This is a genomic window from Ferruginibacter sp. SUN106, assembly GCF_050611765.1.
Lineage (GTDB): Bacteria > Bacteroidota > Bacteroidia > Chitinophagales > Chitinophagaceae > Ferruginibacter.
On sequence record NZ_JBODJC010000003.1, the window covers coordinates 201,246 to 224,366 of the forward strand.

Genomic DNA, 23,121 nt, shown 5'->3' on the forward strand with positions numbered 1-23,121 from the left:
AAACGGAATTATCAATCAATATAATAATTTACAGTAATTGAGTTTCATAAAAAAATATATCGGCAATTTATACCTTACCACCAGGTTTTACCTGGCTACAGGTTTATGTATAGTATTGTTTATTGTTTCGTTTTTTTATAAACCTATTGCACAGTTTCCAAAAATATTTTTAGCAATTACTGCTGCGTTGGTTTTAATTGATTACGTATTTTTATTCGTTATCAGCAAAAGCCCTGCAGCAAAACGCTTAATGGCCGATCGGTTAAGTAATGGTGATGAGAATAAAATTGAATTGCAGGTAACTAACCGTATGCCATTTACAGTGGTAATGGAAATTATTGATGAATTGCCGGTACAGTTTCAAAAAAGAGATTGGATAATTACCCATCGTTTTGCTGCCAACGAACAAAAAAATATCATCTACAAATTAAGACCGGTAAACAGAGGCGAATATAATTTTGGCAATATCATTTTATATGTGCAATCGCAATTAGGATTAATAATGCGCCGCCATGATATGGATGCAACTGTAACGGTGCCGGTGTATCCTTCTTTTTTGCAATTGCGTAAATATGAACTGCTTTCTCAAACCACTATACAAACCGAACATGGCAATAAGCGCATGCGCAAGATCGGTCATAGCATGGAGTTTGAGCAAATAAAAGAATATGTTCGTGGGGATGATATCAGAACAATTAACTGGAAAGCTACTGCACGTAAAGGCAGTATCATGGTTAATAATTATACTGATGAAAAATCGCAGCAGGTATATTGTATCATAGATAAAGGCCGTTTAATGAAAATGCCTTTTAATGAACTTACATTGCTTGATTATGCTATCAACAGTACATTGGTATTAAGCAATGTGTGCCTGCAAAAACAAGACAGGGTGGGAGTATTAACCTTCTCCAATAAAATGGGCTCTTTAATTGCTGCTGATAAAAAGCCCGTGCAGCGGGAAAATATTTTACAATTACTCTATAACCAGGATACTGCCTTTTTAGAAAGCGATTACGAAATGCTGTACCTGCAGATACGCAGCCGAATTAAGCACCGGAGCCTGCTGGTGTTGTATACCAATTTCGAATCGCTTTCGGGTTTGCGCAGGCAATTGAATTATTTGCGCAGCATTGCACGTCATCATTTACTGATGGTAGTATTTTTTGAGAATACAGAGTTGAAACAGCTAACGCATTTGGATGCCAATAATGTGGAAGAGGTTTATATCAAAACTATTGCTGAAAAATTTGAGTTTGAAAAAAGACTGATTGTAAAAGAATTGCAAAATCACGGGATATTAGCTGTACTAACTTCTCCGGAGCAGCTTACAGTAAATGCGGTAAATAAATACCTGGAACTTAAAGCCAGGCAGGCAATTTAAATTGTATTCATTACTTTTAAAGCTCCATTTAAATGACATCTTTGGTGTATACTGCGGCCAATTCTCACAACGACCTGGCGGGCATCATTGCACTGCAAAAAAATAATCTCCAGCTCAATTTAACCAGGGAAGAAATAATGGAACAGGGTTTTGTAACCGTGGTGCACAGTTACGAAGCATTGAAAAAAATGAACGATATGGAACAACATATTGTTTGTAAAGATGGAGATACAGTAGTGGCTTATTTGCTGGCGATGACGGCAGCATCTGAAAATGACATCCCTGTATTGAAGCCCATGTTTGAAATATTTGATTCAATTGAATATCGTGGCAAACCAGTTTCGGCGTATAAATATATTGTAGTGGGACAGGTTTGTGTTGATAAAAACTACAGGGGCAAGGGCATATTGGATAAATGTTATGCGGCCTACAGAGAATCCTTTCATAAAAAATATGATTTTGCTATTACTGAAATTGCCACCAGGAATCTACGATCGGTAAGGGCACATCAGAGAATAGGGTTTATAGAAATTCATCAGTACACATCGCCTGACGAAGAAGAATGGAGTATTGTTGCCTGGCAATGGTAAAATTGAATTGTAGTATAAGAGTAGTTTATGCTTTAAGTTTGCAGAAAAATAACCATACATTTTGGCGAGAAAAAAAACATACCGGTTAAGATATACCAATCAACTTATTGAAGCAGGAGAGGCACCGGTTAAAACGGAACGTGTAAAAAGGCCACCCATCAACCCCGCAATACAGGAACCCTACCTTGAAGGGAAAGTTATATTAATTGATAAACCTGTTCACTGGACGTCTTTTGATATTATAAGAAAACTGAGGAGTATTTTACAGATAAAAAAAATAGGACATGCCGGCACACTCGATCCTTTAGCCACTGGTTTATTAATTGTGTGTACCGGAAAGTTTACCAAAAAAATAAACGATTATATGGCAGCCGAAAAAGAATATACCGGCTCCATAACACTAGGCGCTGTAACGCCCACATACGATATGGAGAGTACACCTGAGCAGCAAAAGGATTATTTGTTTGTAACCAACGAAATGATGCAGGAAGCCACCCAAAAATTCATTGGCGATATTGAACAAATGCCGCCCATTTATTCTGCTATAAAAAAAGATGGTGTGGCTTTATATGAGCTGGCAAGAAGAGGTGTGGATGTGGAATTAAAGGCGAGGCTGATCAACATTACTTCATTTGAATTAACCGCAATTGAATTGCCTGTGGTGCATTTTAAAGTGGTATGTTCTACCGGTACTTATATCCGCAGCCTGGCACATGATTTTGGTGCAGCATTGGGGTGTGGTGCTTATCTCAGCAGCTTGCGCCGCACAAAAATTGGTGAATTTAAGGTAGAAGATGCGGTTACTATGGAAGCGTTTGATCAATTAATTGAACCAACAATAAACACTCAAAATTCTAAAACTGAAAAGGATAATTAATACCAATAGTAAAATTAAAATTCTCGTAGCGCCATCTCCTGTATTCCTCATTTGGCCCTTTGGCAAAAATTTTTGGCAATACATCACTAAAGCTTAATGCAGGTATTTTCCACCCATCATTAACATAGCTTATTTCAGGCCGTTTAAACCTGAAACCAAAATCAAGACGCACTACAAAATAATTAAAATCAAGTCTTAACCCTGTGCCGGCATTAATGCCCATTTCTCTCCAGAAATTTTTAAATTTAAACTGTGCACTATCCGTTCCACCGCCAGGTTTGGAATTACGAAGGTTCCATACATTGCCTGCGTCAATAAATAATGCTCCTTTAAGCACCAGCGTATTGGGAATTATCTGGGCAATATTAAAACGGTATTCCGGGTTTACTTCAAATTGAATGTCACCGGTTCGGTCATTAAATTTATTAGTGCCGTAAGGTGCCAATGGTTGTGAGCCACGGCCAATGCCCCGTATTGGCCAGCCTCTCATACTATTACTTCCTCCGCCATAGTATTGTTTAAAAAAGGGTAGTGTGGTGTCTTGTCTGGAAGCAAGGCCAACACCACCGAATACACGAAAAATGAATGCGGATTTCGGCCTGCTTTTAGAATAAATATATTCAACATCCAGCTTTGCATATTGGCGGAGATATTTGCTAAGTACATTCATCGATCTTAAAGGAACAGGTATAGGCAAAACTGAAATAAACGGAACCGGAATTGGTAACAGTGGCACTCCTGATTCCTCAAAATCTATTTTAAAGTTATGCTGCCTGTTTGGATGCTTAACATTAACATGCGAAATAGAGTAAATGGTAGATACCCCTGCAACCAAAGCCGTATTAAAAGAATATCTTAAGAATGGATTATCCATTAAGGTAGTATCAAAAGTCTTACTTTGGTTATACAATTTGGTAAACTCAATATTTAATGGTTTAACTATTACCTGCCCACCTTTCCTGGTATGCCAGCTATACCCAATGCTAAGGTTAGTAGATTGCAGATCGAACAAATTAATACGGTTGATATAAGAAAGGTTGGTATTGATAAAGGTTTCAGGAGCAATGAATCTTTTATCGGTATTCCATTTTTTTAAAGGAAAAATAAACCGTGGAAATAATATGCTGTTAGACAGACTGAGTTCATTAGAGTTGATGATGTTCCTGGTGTTACTACTATCAGGTTTAATATTTAATTCAACACCTGCTCTTACAGCTGTGGTCATCTTAATACCTTCTTTCAACCAGTTTCTGTTGGTAAATGATACATTGCCTGAAAGCCCCAGCAGGTTACCTGCATTGGCTGCTGTAACACTGTTGGTATTACTTGTTGCTGAATAACTGGCTTCAATAGATGTTTCAAAAGCATATTGTTTTGCAGGCAATAACTGCACCACAAGATTGATCTTATTAACGCTGTCTTTTTCTTTAACTTCCACCACTTCAATATTGGTATTTTGCCATACCCCTGCCCTGGAAAAATTATTTAAAGTTTTGTAAAATTCGTTCTGGCTGTATAGATCTCCTTTTTTAAGCGTCATTTTACGCACCAAAAATCCGGTGCGGAACAATCTTTTATGATAACGGATAGTGTAGTGGCTTCTGGTAACCCGTTCAGTAAGTGAAGGGTCATTTAATGTATCCAATGGAATATAATCGGGAAGAATATAAATATTATTGATATAGTATTGTTTCAGCCGGTTGCTATCTGCAGGTGGATTTAATACCAGGGCTAATTTTATCTTGGGGGAATCCTTTTTTTGCTGAGCTTCTGCAAGTAAGCGTAATTGTTCAAAAGGGTCATCATTGATATTGGTTAATACATCCAACGTTGTATCGCCTCTCATTTTTAATTCTTCACTGCTGAATTTATAATAGCCGTTGTTCCTGTAAATATCAACCAGGCGGCTTATCTCACCCAGAACAGCGGCTTTGGTTACGGGCTTATTTTCTTCTACCAGGCTTTTATCAATGTTTACCTGGGCTATTTGCTGCAGGTCGGGCTTTTTAAGACTATAGCTGAAAGTATCTATCAGTGTGGGTTTGCCCGGTTCAACAACGTATTGCACATGTATCCGCTGCTGGCTGCCTGCATGTATAGTGTCCACTTTATAGCTGGCTTGCGCCCTGTAATAACCAAGGTGCAACATAGAGGCCTGCATGTTTTTAGCCGATTTTGAAGCATAGCTGGTATCAAATGCAGGAGGGTTAGTATAAAAATGCCAGAAAAAAAGCTTGTCCACCACATTTATTTTTGAGCTGTCATCCAATTGTGCATTCAACCGGGATTTTAAAGCAATCAGTTCATCTTTAGTAAATTTTCCTCCCTTAACTTCGATGCTGTTTTTAGTAACAAAAGGTTTACCTTTTTGATGCTTTTTTAAGATAGTGCAGGAAGACAGCACCAATGAAAGAAAAAATATATTCCTTAACTGCTGGAAAAACCTTGTTTTAAGAGGGGTGCTTATCGGCATAAATTGTATTAGTCTGTGATGTTAAACAAAACACATACCAAATATATCCAAACTTTACACCATAAAAAATTCAGGGATGAAAATGGAGTGTTTATTGCTGAAGGGCCAAAGGTGGTACTGGAACTTTTAGACAGCCGTGAATTTGTGTGCCTGCAATTATTTGCTGTTGAGGAATGGCTGATCAGTAATGCAAAAACATTGCAACAATATTCCGGTACAGAAATTTTTACAGTCAAAGATTTTGAACTTGAAAAAATTTCACTGCTCACCACCGCCAATAATGTACTGGCCATCTTTAAAAAGAAAGAGCAGCGCCGCCCCGCTCAGTTAAAAGAAAAAATTACACTGGTACTGGATACCATACAGGATCCGGGAAATTTAGGCACTATCATCCGTACTGCCGATTGGTTTGGTGTTGAAAATATCATCTGTTCTCCGGCCTGTGCCGATATGTACAATCCTAAAGTGGTACAAAGCACCATGGGCAGTTTAGCAAGGGTAAATATTTTTTATACCAATCTGCAGGAATGGTTACAGGAAAATGAAACGATCAAAAAATATGCTGCCGCTTTAGAGGGAAAGAATATCAAAACCTTAAAAGATACCAGAGAAGCAATAATAATAATCGGCAATGAAGGAAAAGGTATCAGCGATGCAGTGATGAGTACAGTGGATGAAAAAATTACCATTCCCAAAACCGGGGAGGCGGAATCTTTAAATGCTGCTGTGGCAACCGGGATAATTTTGGCGGCGTTCAGTTAACACCCGGATACTGATGTTTATATACAGTTATTTTAAGAGTATTCGGGCAATTTCATAATTTCTTCTGTACAATTGATTGTCCGGATTATGCTCGAAATATGACCATGGGCTTGTCATATGAACGGAATTATATATTGTGTCAACTTTGTATTGCAATCTAAAAACCGCACCGTCGGCAACATCGCCTATGTGAGTAGCGCCTTTTAAACCTTTTTTGGTTAAACTTTTAATCTCTTTAAAATATTCAGATATGTTATTGCTTTCCGTTAAGCTAAAAACCCCATTTTCAATAAGCTTACTAAATATTGAGTCGGCGTTATAATTTATTGGGATATCGAAATTATTTTTTGATGTGTCATTTTTATGACCGACCCGTCTAATTGTAAATAAGGAATCCCATGTAAGAATTGTACAATAAACTGTGTCTGACCAAGATAAAGTAGGATAGAACCTAATTTCAAGTAAATGATTTGAATTTATTATAGGCGGCAGGCTAAAACTTGAATCAACTTCTGATGTATTTTCCTTTATGAATTGTTCCGGGCTTTTTCCTATAACTCTCCCTAAATATAAACTTGAATCAAAATCATAATGGACATAATGAGGTTTGTTGTATTTAGAGCTGTTTTCTTTTTCTTGCTTTTGATTTCTGCAAGAAAAGAAAAGAACTAAAAGAATTGTCGGTATATATACTTTAGGGTTTAGCATTTTATGAAGTGCTTAATTGCATATAACAAAATGGTTGATTGGTTAACTAATAAACCATTTAACGAAACTGTATGGCTTTTACCGGTTTTATTTTATTGATCAAAAATGTTGGGATCAATAAAGTGGCAAAACAAATCAGCAATGTTCCTCCGCAGATAAGTAATACCTGCCACCACACTACATCAGCATGTGCCTGGCTCATGTAGTACGCATCTTCATCCAATTTTATAAAACCATACTTTTCCTGCAGCCAGCAAATAGCCAGGCCAAATGCGGCGCCAATGATAATGCCAGCAACAGCTATAAAGGAAGTGTTGAATAAAAATATCTGTTGCAGACTCCAGTTGCTGGCTCCAACAGCTTTTAAAACACCGGTCATTCTTGTTCTTTCTAAAACTAAAATAAGCAGGCAGGTAATCAGGTTTACAACGGCAATCACTACCATTATCACCAGTAATACATTTTTGTTTTTTTGTTGCAGGTCTAACCAGTCGAATATATTAGGATTGATTTCTTTGATGGTTTTACTATACCAGGTTTGTGGTAATATATCGGGCCCTTTATCATGAATAAATTTATTAACCGCATCGGTTTCACTGTAATCTTTTAAAAATATTTCATAGCCGCCAATTTGGTCTGGCCCCCAGTCATTCAACCGCCTTATCAGGTTAATATCACAAATACCAAAATGCTTATCATAATCTTCTATTGATGTTTTAAAAATACCCGAGACTCTGAGCTTTCTTTTCCTTGCTTTTTCAATCCCTCTGCTGTCAATAAATACCACAAATATGGTATCGCTTATTGTAAGCCCCAATTGGTTGGCAGTATAGGCAGACAACACCACTTCGTTACTATAACTGCTGTCGTTGGTGTTCATCCACCGGCCTTGTTTTAAAAGGCTGTTCATCCTGCTGAAATCAAAAGAAGAATCAATACCTTTTAAAAGCACGCTTTCAATTTCGCCTTTGTATTTTAAAATGGCCGATTTGGTGGCAAATCGTTCTACCGTTTTTACCTGTGGTAATTTTTTAAGGTTATATTCTACTGTATCATTTTTTGAAATGGGAAATTCCTCTGCTGTGCTCACTTTATTTTCAAGGTCCTGCTGCACCCGGATGTGCCCCCAAAAGCTGAATACTTTATCACTGATCACATGCTGAAAACCGTTTACAAAACTCATAGCCACAATCATTACCGCAACACTTATTGCAGTAGCGGCAACAGCAAGCCGTATGATGAAACGGGAAAATGTTTTTTGCCTGTTAAAAGCTATTCTTTTTGCTATGAAAACGGATATGTTCAAATGGCATACTTTTGGTATCTTACAAATGTATTTTATTTAAACGTAAAGATTACCAATAACATGATAAAAGTTCGGTCTTGCTATCCGTTACTTCACAGTAACAAAAAAAATACCACCATTGCGAAAATGCTAATTATAAAAAAATACCTGCTGCTTACCTTATTTGCTTTATTTACCTTGTCTTCTTTTGCCCAGCTACCCGACATGGTGTACAAACCCAACATACAGTGTGTGCGTTTTCACATGTATGGTGATCAGTTGTCATTACCCATTTTTAATCTCAACAGCAGTGATCAGCTCGAATTAAATTTTGATGATCTTGACGGGAATGTAAAAAGTTATTACTACAGTTTTCAATTATGCGATTATAACTGGAAGCCGGTTGATATCAGCCCGTTCATGTACATCAAAGGATTTACCCAACAGCGCATCACTACCAACCGTTATTCGTCCATTGCTTTTACTAGATATACACACTACCAGGCGATGGTACCCGATAGAAATACCACCATCACCTTATCCGGAAATTATTTGCTGAAAGTTTTTTTAGATGGCGACACTTCCAAGCTTGCATTCACACGCAGGTTACTGGTACTGGATGCCAAAGCTGCTATTACTGCAAAAGTGATCCAGCCATTTACCCCGCAGTTTTTTAGTACACACCAGAAAGTGCAGTTCAATGCCAATATTACCGGGGTAAATACTTTTAGCGCTGCACAACAGGTTAAAGTGGTAATACTGCAAAACAACCGCTGGGATAATTCATTAAAAGATATTACACCCACATTTGTACGTGGCAATACCTTAGAATACAGTTCAGAAAACAATTGCATTTTTCCCGGTGGTAAAGAATGGCGCTGGCTTGATCTGAGGAGTTTTCGTTTACAAAGTGATAGGGTAGACAGTGCACATTATACCAAAACCACCACAGCTATTTTTGTAAAACCAGATAAAGACAGATCAGGGGAGCGGTACACCTACTTCCGGGATCTTGATGGTATGTTTTCTGTAGAAACCTACGAAACCATAAATCCGTATTGGCAAGGTGATTTTGCAACGGTGCATTTTACATTGGCCACACCCAATGCACAACCCATTGCTGGTAAAGACATTTATCTTGGCGGACAATTAACTGATTATGCTATTAACGATAAAACAAAAATGATCTTCAATAGCGAAAGAGGAGCGTATGAAGTAACTGCTTTTTTAAAGCAAGGGTATTATAATTATACTTACATAGCAGTTGACAAAACTAATCCCCAACAAAAAACTGATTTAGAAGGCAATTACTGGGAAACAGAAAATACTTATACTATCCTGATGTATTACAAAGGTTTTACCGACCGTGCCGATCAATTGATTGGTGTTGGAAAAATTAATTCCCGTACAGACAGGCCGGGAGTGAGTTTTTAGATGCAGGAAGCTTGTAGCTTAAAAAAGCTGCAAGGGGAATAGCTTCAAGGGAGAAGTAAGCTGCATCAAACATAATGTTTATCCCTTGTAGGTTGTGGCTAAAAAAGCTGCAAGGGCAATAGTTGCAAGGGACAAGCAGGCTGCATTAACAGCGTGCTTGTCCCTTGAAGCTTGTAGCTAAAAAAGCTGTAAGAAGACAAGCAGGTTACATCAAACAGCATGCTTATCCCTTGAAGCTTGTAGCTTGAAGCTTAATTTCATCTTGCGGCTTGCAACTTAAATACGCTATATTATCAGCTTTGTATGTTATCTGTTATTCATTCTCCACTTTTGATATTTTATATTAAAAAATGGATAAGATATTTGTCAGTAAGCTGTATATTTGCGGCGGCAAGTCTTATACGGCCAGCTCCTGTTGAACTCCCCCAGGGCTGGAAGGCAGCAAGGGTAGATGGTTGAGCGGTGCGATGTAAGTAACTTGCCATTTTTTATTTATACTCTTACTTAAATATACTGATTGCAATGAAATTTTTTATCGACACAGCCAACCTGGCTCAGATTAAAGAAGCCAATGATTTAGGAATTTTAGATGGTGTTACCACCAATCCTTCATTAATGGCTAAAGAAGGTATTAAAGGTACTGAAGCCGTAATGGCACATTACAAAGCCATTTGCGAAATGGTTGATGGTGATATCAGTGCCGAAGTAGTGTCTACCGATTTTGACGGCATTGTGGAAGAAGGTAAAAAACTGGCTGCTATTCATCCTAATATTGTGGTGAAAGTACCCATGATAAAAGAAGGCATCAAAGCTATTAAATGGTTTACTGATAATGGTATCAGAACCAATTGCACTTTGATCTTCTCTGCCGGCCAGGCTATACTTGCTGCAAAAGCAGGAGCTACTTATGTTTCTCCATTTATCGGCAGGATAGATGACACTGGATGGGATGGGATGGACCTGATCCACCAGTTGCGCCAGATATTTTCTATACAAGGTTATAAAACAGAAATTTTAGCCGCATCAATACGCAACCCTAATCACATCATCAAATGTGCAGAAGCCGGAGCTGATGTGTGCACCTGTCCTTTGGCATCAATTTTAGGTTTATTAAAACATCCATTAACAGATAGCGGATTAGCAACTTTTTTAGAAGATGCTAAGAAGTTTGCATAATTATTTTCAGGGTGAGTCACCTTCTTGAGGTGACTCACCCTGAAAATAATTAAAAATGCCCGGTAAATCTTTTTGAAGAGCCGGGCATTTTTACGTTTAAGATAAATGTACAGGCGGATAGAACCGCAAACACTTAGCCTTTTTTGCGTTTTGATCTGGGAGACTGCATATCATTCATCAGCTCATCCACCGTTTTTAAGTTTTCGTCATCGGGTTTTTTCTTTATGTACAATACAAATTCTTTATGCAAAGCAGGGTTGCTTTTCAGTACCACTTTAATAGCAATTTTTTCTTCTTTTGTATCCTTATCAACTAATAAGGTATTACCATAAAATTTACCTGCAGATGCGGTAAAAATAATATCGTTGCTATCCAACGGTAAATACCTGCCATTACTTAAAAGCCCGTCGATATTAATATAGTTGTAAGTGCCTTTTTTAAGGCTGTCGGTGTATAAATGCACGTAAATACTATCTATTTTTTGTGCAGTTGCTTTGCAGGAGAGAAACAATAAAAAAGCTGGTAAAAATCTTTTCAATCTTTTTGGTTTTATACAAAGATTGAAAAAATTATGCCAGCGTTGCAAAAAACGGAAATATTAAATGTTAAAATATCTCATTCTCTGTTTAACAACGAGATGCTTCAGGTCATTTTTTAACCTAAGCAACTATTACGTAGAAGGTGAATTTTTCTGAAAAATAGATTTTATAGTTTCCAGATGTTCTTCTGTAAGACCTATATACGAACTGGTTTGTATGAAGTTTCTCTTTATGAAATCGGGGAGCTCATTTAAGGATTTGTCATCGTCAATAATAATGAAATTTTCTCTGATATTATTTACATTAAACCAATTGACAATCTCATCCTTACGACTAAGATTATTAGAATTCTCTGGCAGCAATTTTACCTTTTCAATGTTAACACCTCTATTCTTAAAAATAGTTTTCCATTCTTCAATACTAAAGTTTGACTTATGAGATGTTGTAAGTATAATCGTAACCTCTTCAGAAATTAAACTTTGAAGTATGCTGGTTGCCTTACTACTAAATGCAGGAAATCCATCATTCAAGAATTCAGGGCTTTTCCAGCTTTTGGCAAGAACCATAACACCATCTATGTCTAAAAATAATAGCATAAGACGCAAATTTATACCTTATTCCAACATCGAAACTATTCCGCCCGAGGTACATCTTCAATGTGATAATAAATCTTTAACCCTCTTTCTGTAGCGATGCGTACATCTTCATCAGCGCCTTTGGAAGCACCTTCCAGCCTTAATACAGCATCGCATTTTAATAATAAACGGTGAGCAACGGGATATAATATTTCTTCATAAGCTGCATCACCGGGTTTGGTAGAGCCGGCAAGATGCAAAAGTGGTAAAGCCACCCATTCGCCAATCATTGGGATGTGGCCCAGGCGAAACAGCGGCAATGCTGCTGCTTCTAAACGGTTTAGGTTTTCCTGCATCAGCTTGGGATCGTCGTTAGTGCCGCTGCGGTAAGGGCCTGCAATAAGTATGAGCATAATTTTTTGTTTTCACAAAGAAAAACAATCGCAGGGAGTATAAAATTAAGGTAGCTTAAGAAATTATTTCTTCGCTTTATTGGCCCTGATGGCGCTTAAAAACTCCGGCGTAATACCTAAATAAGACGCAATTTGTTTTTGCGTAACCTGTTGTACCACCTGCGGATACTTATTAATAAAACTGTGGTAACGCTCTTCTGCAGATAGCGACAGATTTTGTATTACTCTCAATTGTTCCCTGGTATAAGCGTTCTGCATAATGATCCTGAAAAAGCGTTCAAATTTGGGCACTTCATTACAAAGGGTATCAAAATTATTTTTTGATAATTGGAGAATACTGCTGTTTTCAATAGCTTCAATATACAACATGGCGGGTTGCTGATTGATAAAACAAAACATATCTGTTACCCACCAATCTGCAATAGCAAACATAATAGTAGATTCTTTTCCTTCTTTATCCAGGTAGTAAGCCCTTAAGGTTCCGGAATGAACATAATTAAAATTTTTACATAACTGTCCTTCCTTTAAAATAAATTCTTTTTTAGCTACATCCTGTTGTTGTAACAATGAAACAAAAAAAGCATTTTCTACGTCTGTAAGAGTAATGTGTTTAGCAATATTTTTTAAAATAAGCTCATACGGCATTGCAATTGTATTTGATTGAAATGGTAAGGTATAAAATTTTTAACAGTGAAAGCTTGTCAACATAGACTACCTTTAGTGCTTAATTTTTTTTTAACAGCAAACATCCTATGGAAACAGACGATAGAAATGAAGTAGCAAAGAACATGGAAGTAATTGGAATGTTACAGGGTTTTGTTGGTGAAACCGTTGACCACTCACTCTTAGATCCTGATGATTGCTGGCAGCCTACCGATTTTTTACCAGACCTTACACAGAAAGATGCAATGGACGAAGTGGTACTGTTAAGAGAACGTTGTTCAACTATTCCTGACAGTGTGATCAGTTCTTTAGTGGGTAACATGATCACTGAAGAAGCATTGCCAAGTTACCAGACTTATTTTAACCTGATAGTAAATGAAGAAAAAGATCTTACCAGTACAAATGGCTGGGTAAGATGGTCGAGGGCATGGACTGCAGAAGAAAACAGGCACGGAGACTTATTGAATAAGTATTTGTATTTATCCGGAAGGTGCGACATGAAAAAAGTAGAGGAAACTATCCATCGTTTAATTTACAATGGCTTTAACCCAAATACTAATCATGATCCTTACCAGGCAATTGTGTACACTTCCTTCCAGGAAAGAGCAACAAAAATTTCTCACGTAAATACAGGTAAGCTTGCAGGTAAAGCAGGAGATGAGACGTTATCAAAAATTTGTAAAACTATTGCAGGTGATGAAGCAAGGCATGAAAAAGCCTACAAATCTTTCATGACAAAAATATTAGAAATTGATCCTAACGGCGGATTAAAATCATTTGAACAAATGATGCGTAAACAAATTGCGATGCCGGCTGTATTGATGGTAGATGGAGGTAAAGACCCCAATATTTTCTCTGATTTTTCTGCTATCACACAAAAGATAGGTGTGTATACTACATGGGATTATGCCAATATTATTGAGCACCTGGTATCACTCTGGAAAATTGAAACTTTAACCGGTTTAAAAGATGGCGTTGCAAAAGCACAGGATTATTTATGTACATTGGCTGACCGGTACAGAAGAATTGCAGAGCGCATGAAAATTCCTGAGGATATTAATTTAAACTGGTTGAGTAATAAAAAACTGGCTTTTTAAAATAAGATTTATTTTCTTAAAGGCTTTTTAAATTGATTGTCTAACTGTACAGCTTCTTTCAGCAATTTTACAATGGCTTTGTCATCGATCTCATCTGCGGAATAATATATTTTATAAAAGATCTGTTTATTAGTACCATGAATAAGATAGTGATCAGCATCTTTTAATTTATTACCGTACCAGAATCCCAGCAGCACCCCTTTTTTTATTCCTCCCCGTGGAATTGTGGATGGCCACACAATACAAATTCCTTTATTACCATAGAAGAAAGGCACATTATAAGCAATTTTTTCTTTGCCATTAGCAGGTAAATGCACAATAATTATTTGTCTTAAAACATCAACAATTATTCTTTCTTCATCGGGAAGTACTTCATACAAGTGAAGTAATGATTTTATTTTTAATGGAGAAGAAAGTTTCATCTTGCAAAAGAAATGTAATGCAGTTTACTTTCTTTTAAGCAGGGTACAAAATTTATGAGGGTTGATTTACAGAAGCAGATACAAAAAGAGAATGAGTGATAGTACTTACCGGGCATACCGCTTCGCAAAACATGCAGGCGATATCACAAGCAGTGTTTACTGCAATGGTATCAAAATCACTTGTAAAGCCGGCTTCCTGCGGACAAACTGCTACACAGGCACCGCATTTAATGCAGGCATTCCAGCCTATTTCAAAAACCACCGCTTGTTTTGTCTTCATGCTTATATTTTTTTATACTCCGAATCCGGGCTGAAATAATTTGACATGGTTGCGTACAGTTGTTCATCTCTTTGCAATACATCTGCTGTGTCAAATATTTTACGTTTAACCCGGTACAATTTCCACATATTATTGCCCATTGCTTTTAACCAGTTATCATGGTATCCCTTAAGGTTATCAGCAGTAGGGGCGTCGCCATTTAAAATTAATGCGGATAAAAATTCGCCTGCAATTTTTCCACCGCTTAATGCAGTATGTATGCCACCGCCGGTAATAGAATTTACATGCCTTGCTGCATCACCCACCAATATTAAATTATCGGCATACTGTGTTTTTAATGGTGCCGCAAGAGGAACACCACCGCCCTGAATTTCCAGTATTTTACAATTTTTAAAACGGTCTTTAAAAAAAGAATCTTTCAAAAAATGATCCAGGTATTGCTGTGCGTTATTGGTACACATGGTTTTGGTAATACCTAAACCTATCTCTGCATAACCATGCCCTTTTGGAAAAACCCAGGCATAACCACCAGGCGCCCATTCGTGGCCGGTAACAATTTCTAAAAGTCCGCTGGTTTCTACACCATCCACTACAAATTGTAAACAACTGGCTAGTTCACTCAGTTTTATATGCGTTTTTATACCTGCCCATTTACCCACCTGCGATTGCACCCCATCTGCACCCACTACAACTTTTGCTTTAACTGTGATTGGCTCATTAAATTTAATAAGGTCAACTTCGCAACTACCGTTTTCCAATACACGATACCCGGAGGCTTCAGTTTTTAACCAGATAGTTACTCCGGCACGCTCTGCCTGTGTGGCCAGGTAGCGGTCGAAGCGGCGCCTGTCTACCACATAGCCTAAAGGTTTACACCCTTCAGCACTACCGTATTCATCAGGTTTTATTTTTCTGTAATCAATTACTTTTTTTTCACCGGTGGCATTATAAATAGCAAAGCCATAGATCGCTTCCTGAATAAATTCCGGAGAAGGAAATACATCCGCATTTTCTAATGCATTATGGCTTACTGCTCCTGAACACTGAATGGGGGCACCCAGTTCCTGTTTTTTATCTGCCAATAAAACTTTCAGGCCATTCTTTGCTGCAAACAAAGCTGTAGTTGCACCTGCCGGGCCTGAGCCAATTACTACAATATCATATTCCTGTATTATTCCTGAACCGGTATTATCGGGCATATTTTATCTATTCATTTTAAACAGTGGTATAATAAGTATATACGAAAGCTTTTACTACTTAGTTGCCCATATCAGCAATAAGGTAACAGTAAACACCTGTAAATGTTTAAATAATTGTCTTTGACGAGCTGTTTTACTAAAGATACAGCTTCTGCGGCCTGCAGAGGAGGAGGAGCCGGGTAGAAATTATACAACACGGATGCTGTGTAATGAATTTGTTATGCACATTTTTACAGACTGGCACTTTTTTTGGACTCTCATTTCAAATCCATAGTATACGATTTATAACTCTACTCGTTTTTCTTACGGTTCATTTAATTAAACAAATTTTAAAAAGAAGACTTATGAAATCTACTACATCCCGTCTATGGGTTGCTGGCATTGCCATGCTTACACTCAGTTTATTTTTTTATTCCTGTCAAAAAGAAACATCTGATAGCGGAGGTAATATCCCTCCCGGCAGTACAAAGTATTCCATTTACCTTACAGATGGGCCTACAGATTATCAAAAAGTATTGATCGATATAAAAAGTATAGCCATTAAAATTGATACCTGCCATCGTAATCATGATGATGATCATAATGGGCCGGGTTGCGATGATGACCATGATCAGATCAACAGCCATTGCGAAATCTGGGATACGTTAAGCATAAGGCCGGGTGTATATGACCTGCTTACTTTAAGAAATGGTTTGGATACCTTGCTGGCTACAGGTTTTGTATTGAACGGAAAAGTGGAAAGAATAAAATTTACATTGGGTGACAGCAACAGTGTAATGGTAGACAGCATCTATCATCCTTTACAATTGGTGGGCAACCAGCATTATGTTTTTGTAAATGTGGGAAGAGAACATCTGGATTCTATTTCTTCTAATAATTTTCAACTTTATCTCGATTTTAACCTGTCCCGTTCAATCTGGTATCTTGGCGGAAAATACTGGTTGAAACCTTTCTTAAAACCATTCGGCCGTCATAGCAGTGGAGAAATAGAAGGTAAGGTTAGGCCACCACATTCATTTGGATTAATAAAAGCCTATAATGCAACAGACACAGCTTATGCAATGCCATGGAGCGAAGGTGAATTTAAAATACGTGGATTGAAAGAAGGCACTTACAGTCTTTTCATAGATGGCATTAATGGTTACCAGGATTCCACAATAACCAATATAAATGTGATACGGAATAAAGAGACTGATGTGAACACCATCGTACTACATAAATAAATACAGATAAAAACCAAAAAAGCTATCTTCCAAATGGGGGTAGCTTTTTTATTTGATAAAAGTATGCAGTTGATAGTGCGATAATTAGTTTTTGCAGCATAAATTTGCCGCTCACTACTTATCCATTTTAAAAGCAACCAATGATCAGTCAATTCAGGCCACTGCAAAAAAAATATCTCCTCCTTTCTTTTTTAGTGCTCTCATTACAGGCTGAAAGCCAATCTCAACCTGATCTGATACAATATGCCAAACCAATTATCGGTACCGAAAAAATGGGCCATACCTTCCCCGGTGCAACGGTTCCTTTTGGTGCAGTGCAACTAAGTCCTGATACGGATACCATTCCTTACGAATCCAATAATAAATACAATCCTGATGTATATAAATATTGTGCAGGTTATCAATATACCGATAAAACGATTGTTGGTTTCAGTCACACCCATTTCAGTGGTACGGGCCATTCTGATTTAGGCGATTTTTTAATTATGCCAAGCACGGGTGTGTTGCAATTAAACCCGGGTACAGCCGATCATCCTGAAAATGGCTACCGCTCTGCTTTTTCTCATGATAATGAAATTGCTGAACCGGGTTATTACAAAGTAAAACTGGATGATAATAATATTACTGCAGAATTAACAACAACTGCACGTACAGGTTTTCATCAATATACTTTTCCAAAATCAGATCAGTCGCATATCATACTCGATCTTATTGCCGGCATTTATAATTATGAAGATAAAGATGTGTGGACCTTTGTTCGGATTGAAAACGATACATTGGTTACAGGTTATCGCCAGACCAATGGGTGGGGGCGAACAAGAACGGTATATTTTGCTATGTCGTTTTCAAAGCCAATGTTGAGTTATGGCTGTAAAGATTATTCGAAGAAACAACCTTACAGAGGTTTTTGGGGCAAGTTCAATCAAAGCAAAAACTTTCCCGACCTGGCAGGAAAACAACTGCGTTTGTACTTTGATTTTAAAACAGAAGAGAACGAAAAGATAAAAATAAAATTTGCGCTATCGCCGGTAAGTACAAAAAATGCATTGGAAAATATGCAGGCAGAAATTCCGCATTGGGATTTTGAAAAAACAAAACAGGAAGCACAGCAGGCATGGAATAAAGAGTTGAATAAAATTACAATCACTGCAGATAATAAAGAAGAGCTCATCAATTTTTATACTGCCATGTATCATGCCGCATTAATGCCAACGGTTTATATGGATGTTAATGGCGAATACAAGGGGCTTGATCAGAACGTACATAAGGCGGACGGTTTTACTAATTACACTTCTTTTTCTTTATGGGATACGTACCGTGCTTTTCATCCATACCAGAATATTATTAACCCAAAAAGGAATGGAGATATAGTGCAATCCATGATGGCACACTACAATCAGAGTGCATTGCATATGTTGCCGATATGGTCACATTATGCCAATGATAACTGGTGTATGAGTGGTTATCATAGTGTTTCAGTTGTTGCAGAAGCTTATTTAAAAGGGACGCTAGTTACCGGGGCAGACAAAGCATTGGATGCCTGTGTAACTACTGCACGCCAACGCAATTACGAAGGCATTGGATTGTATATTGATAAAGGCTATATACCACAGGATAAAAATGGCGTATCCGTTTCTACAACTTTAGAATATGCTTATGATGATTGGGCTATTGCACAACTGGCAAAAAAATTAAACCGGCAGGATATTTATGAAGAGTTTAGTAAACGTTCGCAAAACTGGAGCAATGTATACGATGCATCCATTGGTTTTATGCGGCCACGTTTAAGCGATGGCAGTTTTAAAAAAGACTTTGATGTGTTGAAAACAGATGGGCAGGGATTTATTGAAGGTAATGCATGGAACTTTAGTTTATATGTGCCGCAGGATCCTGCAGCAATGATAGCAGCAATGGGAGGTAAGAAAAAATTCACCACACATCTGGATTCTTTATTCACCATGCATTTGCCCGATGCTTTTTTTGCAGAAACAGAAGATATTACCCGTGATGGTATCATCGGTAATTACATTCACGGTAACGAACCTGCACACCATGTTGCCTATTTATACAACTGGACAGATGCTGCCTGGAAAACACAGGAGAGAGTGCGAATGATATTAAAAAATCAATACCACAATGGTGCTGCAGGTTTAGGTGGCAACGACGATTGCGGGCAAATGAGTGCCTGGTACATTTTCAGTGCATTGGGTTTTTATCCTGTTGCACCTGCATCTGATCAATATTGGTTTGGCAGCCCTGCAATAAAAACTGCCACTATAAATTTAGAAAGCGGAAAAACTTTTTCTGTAGAAGCCATTGACCAAAGTGATAAAAATGTGTACGTAAAAAAAGTGATGCTGAACGGACAGTTATTAAACAGAAGGTACATTACACATGATGAAATTATGAATGGAGGGAAGCTGGTTTTTTATATGTCGGCAAAACCTGCTAAATAAAATATGATAGTCAACAGATCAATAGTATTAAGATGCTTTGTTGCGATGACATTCTTCTTGTGTTGTTTTTTTGTAACGGCTCAAAAAAATAAAGTATCATTTAAAGTAATTGGATTTTACACTGCTAAAAACGACCTGGCACATATCAGTTTTGTACACGAGGCTAATCAATGGTTTAGTAAAATGGGAGCGGAGTATCATTTTACATACGACTCTACCAACAACTGGAATAATCTTAATGCTGCATTTCTTGCTGATTATAAACTCGTGATATTCTTAGATACAAGGCCCGATTCTTTACCACAACGACAGGCTTTTGAAAACTATATGAAGAATGGTGGTGCATGGATGGGATTTCATTTTTCAGCATTTGCATTGACGCCTTCTGCCTTTCCACAAAACTGGGATTGGTACCACAATGAATTTTTAGGTTCGGGTGAATATGGCAGTAATACCTGGAGGCCGACCAAAGCCATTCTTCGGGTGGAAAGTAAAAAACACCCCGTTACAAAACATTTACCAAAAACTTTTACCGCAGCCCTCAATGAATGGTATCGCTGGCAAAATGATCTGCAAAAAAATCCTGCAATAAAAATCTTAGCAGCAATTGATACCAGCAGTTTTCCTTTAGGTACCGGCCCCAAACCAAATGAAATATGGCATAGTGGTTATTATCCTGTGGTATGGACAAATACCCAATACAAGATGGTGTATTTTAACATGGGCCATAATGATATGGATTACGAAGGAAGAACTAATGCAACATTGTCTTCAACATTCAGTGAGCCGGAACAAAATAAAATGATCATTAATGCACTGCTTTGGTTAGGCAGCAAAAAATAATTTTACATTCCCAAAGAAAAAATAAAGAAATGCTGACCTTCCCATGTTTTCAGCGCTACATTATTTTTACCCTGCACCTCACTGAAATTGTTTAAGCCTTTTGTTTTTAAGTCTTGTATTCTTTTATTGGTGTTCAATCCAAAATAGGTTACTGCAGGATAGTCAAAATGTTTGGTCTGGTGCAGGCCAATGATCATTAAGCCATCAGAAAGTATAGTATAAGGATAGGGTTCTTTCATCACCATCTTTGTTGTAAATCCTAATTTTTTCCAAAACGCAACTGACACATTGATATCAGTTACCGGTTGTGCAAATTCTCCAAAAGCACCGCATTGTTTATTAGGGAATTTATCTGCATTGGTATAATCAGCTTGCGGCATAGTAAGTAGTGTAAGGCCAGCAGGTTGTTTAAAACCTCCGAGGTTAGAGGCCAGCATAATATTAAATCCATCAGGGCTTTTAAAATAATATCGTTTTATCAGGTCGCCGGCTTTGGGTTTTTGAGTAAATACGATGCTGTCTTTTTCTAATTCCGCCACCAGTTTTTCCACGTCTGCAGCATAGTAGGTGAGACCGATGTATGGTGTGGCATCTTTACGCATCATAATCAACAGGCTGCCATCACTTAACTGCATCCATGGAGTTGGAAAATCGTTAGCACCGGTTTTTGCAAATCCTAATTTTTCATACACGGCGAAAGATGAATCAAGATTTGGAGTGGTGACATATACACAGGCAACATCTCCCAGCCTGGATTGCGCATGCACGTGCAGAGAAAACAAAAAAGCAATCGCAAATAATAATGGTGAACGTTTCATAAAAAAAATTTACAAGTACATATAATAAAAATTCAATGGTGCAGCTTTGAAGTTTGAACATTAATTAAGCTGCCGGTATTAAATTGCAATTAAAATTATAAAAAATAAAGCATCCTCTTTAAAATAATTGATACATTTGCATCCATCAATGTATTTTAGGTGAATTTAAAACAATTAGAAAAAATTTCGAAGGCATTGGCCGACACTACACGGTTGCAGATTTTACTGGATATGTCCAAGCGCAAAGGCTGCATACAATGTTCGGAGATCATGAACATTACCAAACTGGCACAACCCTCTGTAAGCCATCACATAAAAACATTAACTGAAGCAGGATTGATTGAGGCCGAAAAAGAAGGCCGCAACCACTCTTACAATCTTAACCAGGAATTGCTGCAGCAGTATGCAGGCTGGATTGGTAAAGTTGCCGGATAATTCCTGCACTGCTCATTACGATTCTTGCCGATTTATCACCAGGGTTTATTGCATTTTTTATGCAGTAAGCGTATTTTTAGTACAGGAACAAACCAACAATATGACCGATTTTATTAAGCAAGGCAGGCCAGGCATAACAATAGTTATTTTATTACTGCTTGCTCCGTTTTTTACTACAGCACAAACAGCTGTACAGGATACATTACTCAAAGAAGTGACATTAAAAGCTGCTATTGATTATGCCATCAGGCATCAGCCAAAAATTCAGCAGGCTTTGATTGATGAACAGATCACATCATCAACAATTAAAAGTAAATTGGCAGATTGGTATCCGCAGGTGAATTTTAATTATAACCTGCAGCATAATTTTCTTTTACAATCTACCGTAATAGGTGGCAATACTATTAAGTTAGGTGTGGATAATACTTCGGCTGGTCAATTCACGGTTTCGCAAACTATATTTAATAAAGATGTATTGCTGGCAAGGCGTAGCAAAGATGATGTGTTACAACAAACCAAACAAACCACATCAAGTAATAAAATTGATCTTGCTGCAAATGTGTCAAAAGCCTTTTATGATGTGCTTACAACATTACAACAAATTAAAGTAGCTGCAGAAAATATTGTACGTACAGAAAGAAGTCTGAAAGATGCAACCAGTCAATATAAAGCTGGTGTTGCAGACAAGATAGATTATAAAAGAGCTACCATCAGCCTCAACAATATTAAAGCTGCAAAAAGAAGCAATGAAGAATTGGTAAAGGCAAAAGTCGAATACCTGAAATCGTTGATGGGTTATCCTGATTCTTTGAGTTTGAATATTGTGTATGACAGCACTGCAATGGAAAACGAAATTTTTATTGATACCACCCAGCGCCCGGATTATAAAACAAGGATTGAATATAAATTATTAGAAACTCAAAGGAATTTATTACAGTCAAATGTATTATACAACAGGTGGAGTTACCTGCCTTCGGTTGCTGCCAATGGTGCTTATAATCTTAATTTTCAAAATAACCAGTTTAGTAAATTATATGCCACAAATTATCCTAACTCATTTGCGGCGCTTACTTTATCATTACCCATTTTCCAGGGGGGCAAAAGAAAGGCTAATCTGTATACAGCAGAGTTGCAGTTAAAAAGAAGTGAGCAGGATATTGTTACTTTAAAAAATGCAGTGAATGCCCAGTACGCACAGGCATTGGCCAACTACAAAAGCAGTATGGAAAATTATTTAGCATTAAAAGATAATGTAACCATTGCTAAGGAAGTGTATGATGTAATACAATTACAATATCGCTCCGGTATTAAAACTTACCTGGAAGTGATCACATCAGAAACCGATCTCCGCACTTCGCAGATCAATTATTTTAATGCATTAAACCAGGTACTGTCAGCCAAAGTAGATGTACAAAAGGCATTGGGGCAGATCATTTATTAAAACAAATTCATTTACATTTTATATCAGTATT

Annotated in this window: 23 protein-coding genes and 1 other RNA gene; 13 read left to right on the plus strand and 11 right to left on the minus strand. The window is 37.5% G+C overall.

Annotation, left to right across the window (positions count from 1 at the left end; translation table 11 throughout):
* Nucleotides 1-37 precede the first annotated feature (37 nt).
* From ACQ334_RS12240 to truB, 3 genes are all read left to right on the plus strand, one after another.
* Nucleotides 38-1,381, plus strand: a complete 1,344-nt coding sequence (locus ACQ334_RS12240) for a DUF58 domain-containing protein (protein ID WP_430988509.1) — start codon at nt 38-40, stop codon at nt 1,379-1,381.
* 32 nt (nt 1,382-1,413) lie between these two features.
* Nucleotides 1,414-1,971 (plus strand): GNAT family N-acetyltransferase, encoded by a 558-nt coding sequence (locus ACQ334_RS12245; RefSeq protein ID WP_430988510.1) that lies wholly within the window; start codon nt 1,414-1,416, stop codon nt 1,969-1,971.
* A gap of 61 nt (nt 1,972-2,032) precedes the next feature.
* Nucleotides 2,033-2,848: a tRNA pseudouridine(55) synthase TruB gene (truB, locus tag ACQ334_RS12250; RefSeq protein WP_430988511.1), complete on the plus strand. Its 816-nt coding sequence runs from the start codon at nt 2,033-2,035 to the stop codon at nt 2,846-2,848.
* Here truB and ACQ334_RS12255 read toward each other — a convergent pair.
* A complete protein-coding gene (locus ACQ334_RS12255) occupies nt 2,826-5,321 on the minus strand; it encodes a BamA/TamA family outer membrane protein (RefSeq protein WP_430988512.1) in 2,496 nt (831 codons plus the stop codon). The two genes, truB and ACQ334_RS12255, sit on opposite strands and share 23 nt — an antisense overlap.
* An 18-nt stretch (nt 5,322-5,339) precedes the next feature.
* Between ACQ334_RS12255 and ACQ334_RS12260 the strand changes: the two genes are divergently transcribed.
* Nucleotides 5,340-6,083, plus strand: coding sequence for a TrmH family RNA methyltransferase (locus ACQ334_RS12260; protein ID WP_430988513.1), 744 nt, complete (start codon nt 5,340-5,342; stop codon nt 6,081-6,083).
* 27 nt (nt 6,084-6,110) lie between these two features.
* On the opposite strand, the gene ACQ334_RS12265 is transcribed toward ACQ334_RS12260, so the two are convergent.
* Together ACQ334_RS12265 and ACQ334_RS12270 are read right to left on the minus strand one after the other, a co-directional pair.
* On the minus strand, nt 6,111-6,791 hold the full coding sequence (locus ACQ334_RS12265; RefSeq protein WP_430988514.1) for a hypothetical protein: 681 nt from the start codon (nt 6,789-6,791) through the stop codon (nt 6,111-6,113).
* A gap of 58 nt (nt 6,792-6,849) precedes the next feature.
* The gene (locus tag ACQ334_RS12270; RefSeq protein ID WP_430988515.1) at nt 6,850-8,097 is read right to left on the minus strand and encodes an ABC transporter permease; all 1,248 of its coding nucleotides are present in this window, start codon (nt 8,095-8,097) and stop codon (nt 6,850-6,852) included.
* A 126-nt stretch (nt 8,098-8,223) separates the two neighbouring features.
* Between ACQ334_RS12270 and ACQ334_RS12275 the strand changes: the two genes are divergently transcribed.
* From ACQ334_RS12275 to fsa, 3 genes are all read left to right on the plus strand, one after another.
* Nucleotides 8,224-9,510: a DUF5103 domain-containing protein gene (locus ACQ334_RS12275; RefSeq protein ID WP_430988516.1), complete on the plus strand. Its 1,287-nt coding sequence runs from the start codon at nt 8,224-8,226 to the stop codon at nt 9,508-9,510.
* Nucleotides 9,511-9,898: 388 nt separating this feature from the next.
* Nucleotides 9,899-9,997, plus strand: an RNA gene (gene ffs / locus ACQ334_RS12280) — signal recognition particle sRNA small type.
* Nucleotides 9,998-10,032: 35 nt separating this feature from the next.
* Nucleotides 10,033-10,686 carry a fructose-6-phosphate aldolase gene (gene fsa, locus ACQ334_RS12285; RefSeq protein ID WP_430988517.1) on the plus strand — a complete coding sequence of 218 codons (654 nt, stop codon included), beginning with the start codon at nt 10,033-10,035 and terminating at the stop codon, nt 10,684-10,686.
* Between the two features lie 133 nt (nt 10,687-10,819).
* Here fsa and ACQ334_RS12290 read toward each other — a convergent pair whose 3' ends face one another.
* The 4 genes from ACQ334_RS12290 to ACQ334_RS12305 all read right to left on the minus strand — a co-directional run bounded on the left by ACQ334_RS12290 (nt 10,820) and on the right by ACQ334_RS12305 (nt 12,858).
* Nucleotides 10,820-11,224: a hypothetical protein gene (locus tag ACQ334_RS12290; protein WP_430988518.1), complete on the minus strand. Its 405-nt coding sequence runs from the start codon at nt 11,222-11,224 to the stop codon at nt 10,820-10,822.
* Between the two features lie 132 nt (nt 11,225-11,356).
* Complete coding sequence (locus ACQ334_RS12295; protein ID WP_430988519.1) at nt 11,357-11,821, minus strand: HAD domain-containing protein; 465 nt, start codon at nt 11,819-11,821, stop codon at nt 11,357-11,359.
* Between the two features lie 35 nt (nt 11,822-11,856).
* Nucleotides 11,857-12,213, minus strand: coding sequence for a hypothetical protein (locus tag ACQ334_RS12300; protein WP_430988520.1), 357 nt, complete (start codon nt 12,211-12,213; stop codon nt 11,857-11,859).
* Nucleotides 12,214-12,276: 63 nt separating this feature from the next.
* Nucleotides 12,277-12,858 carry a Crp/Fnr family transcriptional regulator gene (locus ACQ334_RS12305; RefSeq protein ID WP_430988521.1) on the minus strand — a complete coding sequence of 194 codons (582 nt, stop codon included), beginning with the start codon at nt 12,856-12,858 and terminating at the stop codon, nt 12,277-12,279.
* Nucleotides 12,859-12,965: 107 nt separating this feature from the next.
* Here ACQ334_RS12305 and ACQ334_RS12310 point away from each other — a divergent pair, with 107 nt between their 5' ends.
* Nucleotides 12,966-13,973 (plus strand): acyl-ACP desaturase, encoded by a 1,008-nt coding sequence (locus ACQ334_RS12310; protein ID WP_430988522.1) that lies wholly within the window; start codon nt 12,966-12,968, stop codon nt 13,971-13,973.
* Between the two features lie 8 nt (nt 13,974-13,981).
* Here ACQ334_RS12310 and ACQ334_RS12315 read toward each other — a convergent pair whose 3' ends face one another.
* From ACQ334_RS12315 to ACQ334_RS12325, 3 genes are read right to left on the minus strand one after another with little or no spacing between them, the layout of a single operon-like run.
* Entirely contained in the window at nt 13,982-14,395 is a 414-nt protein-coding gene (locus tag ACQ334_RS12315) for a DUF1801 domain-containing protein (RefSeq protein WP_430988523.1), read from the minus strand.
* Between the two features lie 52 nt (nt 14,396-14,447).
* Complete coding sequence (locus ACQ334_RS12320) at nt 14,448-14,675, minus strand: 4Fe-4S binding protein (RefSeq protein ID WP_430988524.1); 228 nt, start codon at nt 14,673-14,675, stop codon at nt 14,448-14,450.
* Between the two features lie 2 nt (nt 14,676-14,677).
* Nucleotides 14,678-15,874 carry a geranylgeranyl reductase family protein gene (locus ACQ334_RS12325; RefSeq protein ID WP_430988525.1) on the minus strand — a complete coding sequence of 399 codons (1,197 nt, stop codon included), beginning with the start codon at nt 15,872-15,874 and terminating at the stop codon, nt 14,678-14,680.
* A 344-nt stretch (nt 15,875-16,218) separates the two neighbouring features.
* Here ACQ334_RS12325 and ACQ334_RS12330 point away from each other — a divergent pair, with 344 nt between their 5' ends.
* The 3 genes from ACQ334_RS12330 (at nt 16,219) to ACQ334_RS12340 (ending at nt 20,396) form a co-directional block, all read left to right on the plus strand.
* The gene (locus tag ACQ334_RS12330; RefSeq protein WP_430988526.1) at nt 16,219-17,097 is read left to right on the plus strand and encodes a DUF4382 domain-containing protein; all 879 of its coding nucleotides are present in this window, start codon (nt 16,219-16,221) and stop codon (nt 17,095-17,097) included.
* 140 nt (nt 17,098-17,237) lie between these two features.
* Nucleotides 17,238-19,553: a GH92 family glycosyl hydrolase gene (locus tag ACQ334_RS12335; protein WP_430988527.1), complete on the plus strand. Its 2,316-nt coding sequence runs from the start codon at nt 17,238-17,240 to the stop codon at nt 19,551-19,553.
* A 3-nt stretch (nt 19,554-19,556) separates the two neighbouring features.
* A complete protein-coding gene (locus ACQ334_RS12340) occupies nt 19,557-20,396 on the plus strand; it encodes a ThuA domain-containing protein (RefSeq protein ID WP_430988528.1) in 840 nt (279 codons plus the stop codon).
* A 2-nt stretch (nt 20,397-20,398) separates the two neighbouring features.
* On the opposite strand, the gene ACQ334_RS12345 is transcribed toward ACQ334_RS12340, so the two are convergent.
* The gene (locus ACQ334_RS12345; protein ID WP_430988529.1) at nt 20,399-21,214 is read right to left on the minus strand and encodes a VOC family protein; all 816 of its coding nucleotides are present in this window, start codon (nt 21,212-21,214) and stop codon (nt 20,399-20,401) included.
* A gap of 159 nt (nt 21,215-21,373) precedes the next feature.
* Between ACQ334_RS12345 and ACQ334_RS12350 the strand changes: the two genes are divergently transcribed.
* Both ACQ334_RS12350 and ACQ334_RS12355 read left to right on the plus strand, forming a co-directional pair.
* Nucleotides 21,374-21,649 carry an ArsR/SmtB family transcription factor gene (locus tag ACQ334_RS12350; RefSeq protein ID WP_430988530.1) on the plus strand — a complete coding sequence of 92 codons (276 nt, stop codon included), beginning with the start codon at nt 21,374-21,376 and terminating at the stop codon, nt 21,647-21,649.
* 100 nt (nt 21,650-21,749) lie between these two features.
* Entirely contained in the window at nt 21,750-23,090 is a 1,341-nt protein-coding gene (locus ACQ334_RS12355) for a TolC family protein (protein WP_430988531.1), read from the plus strand.
* Nucleotides 23,091-23,121: the final 31 nt, after the last annotated feature.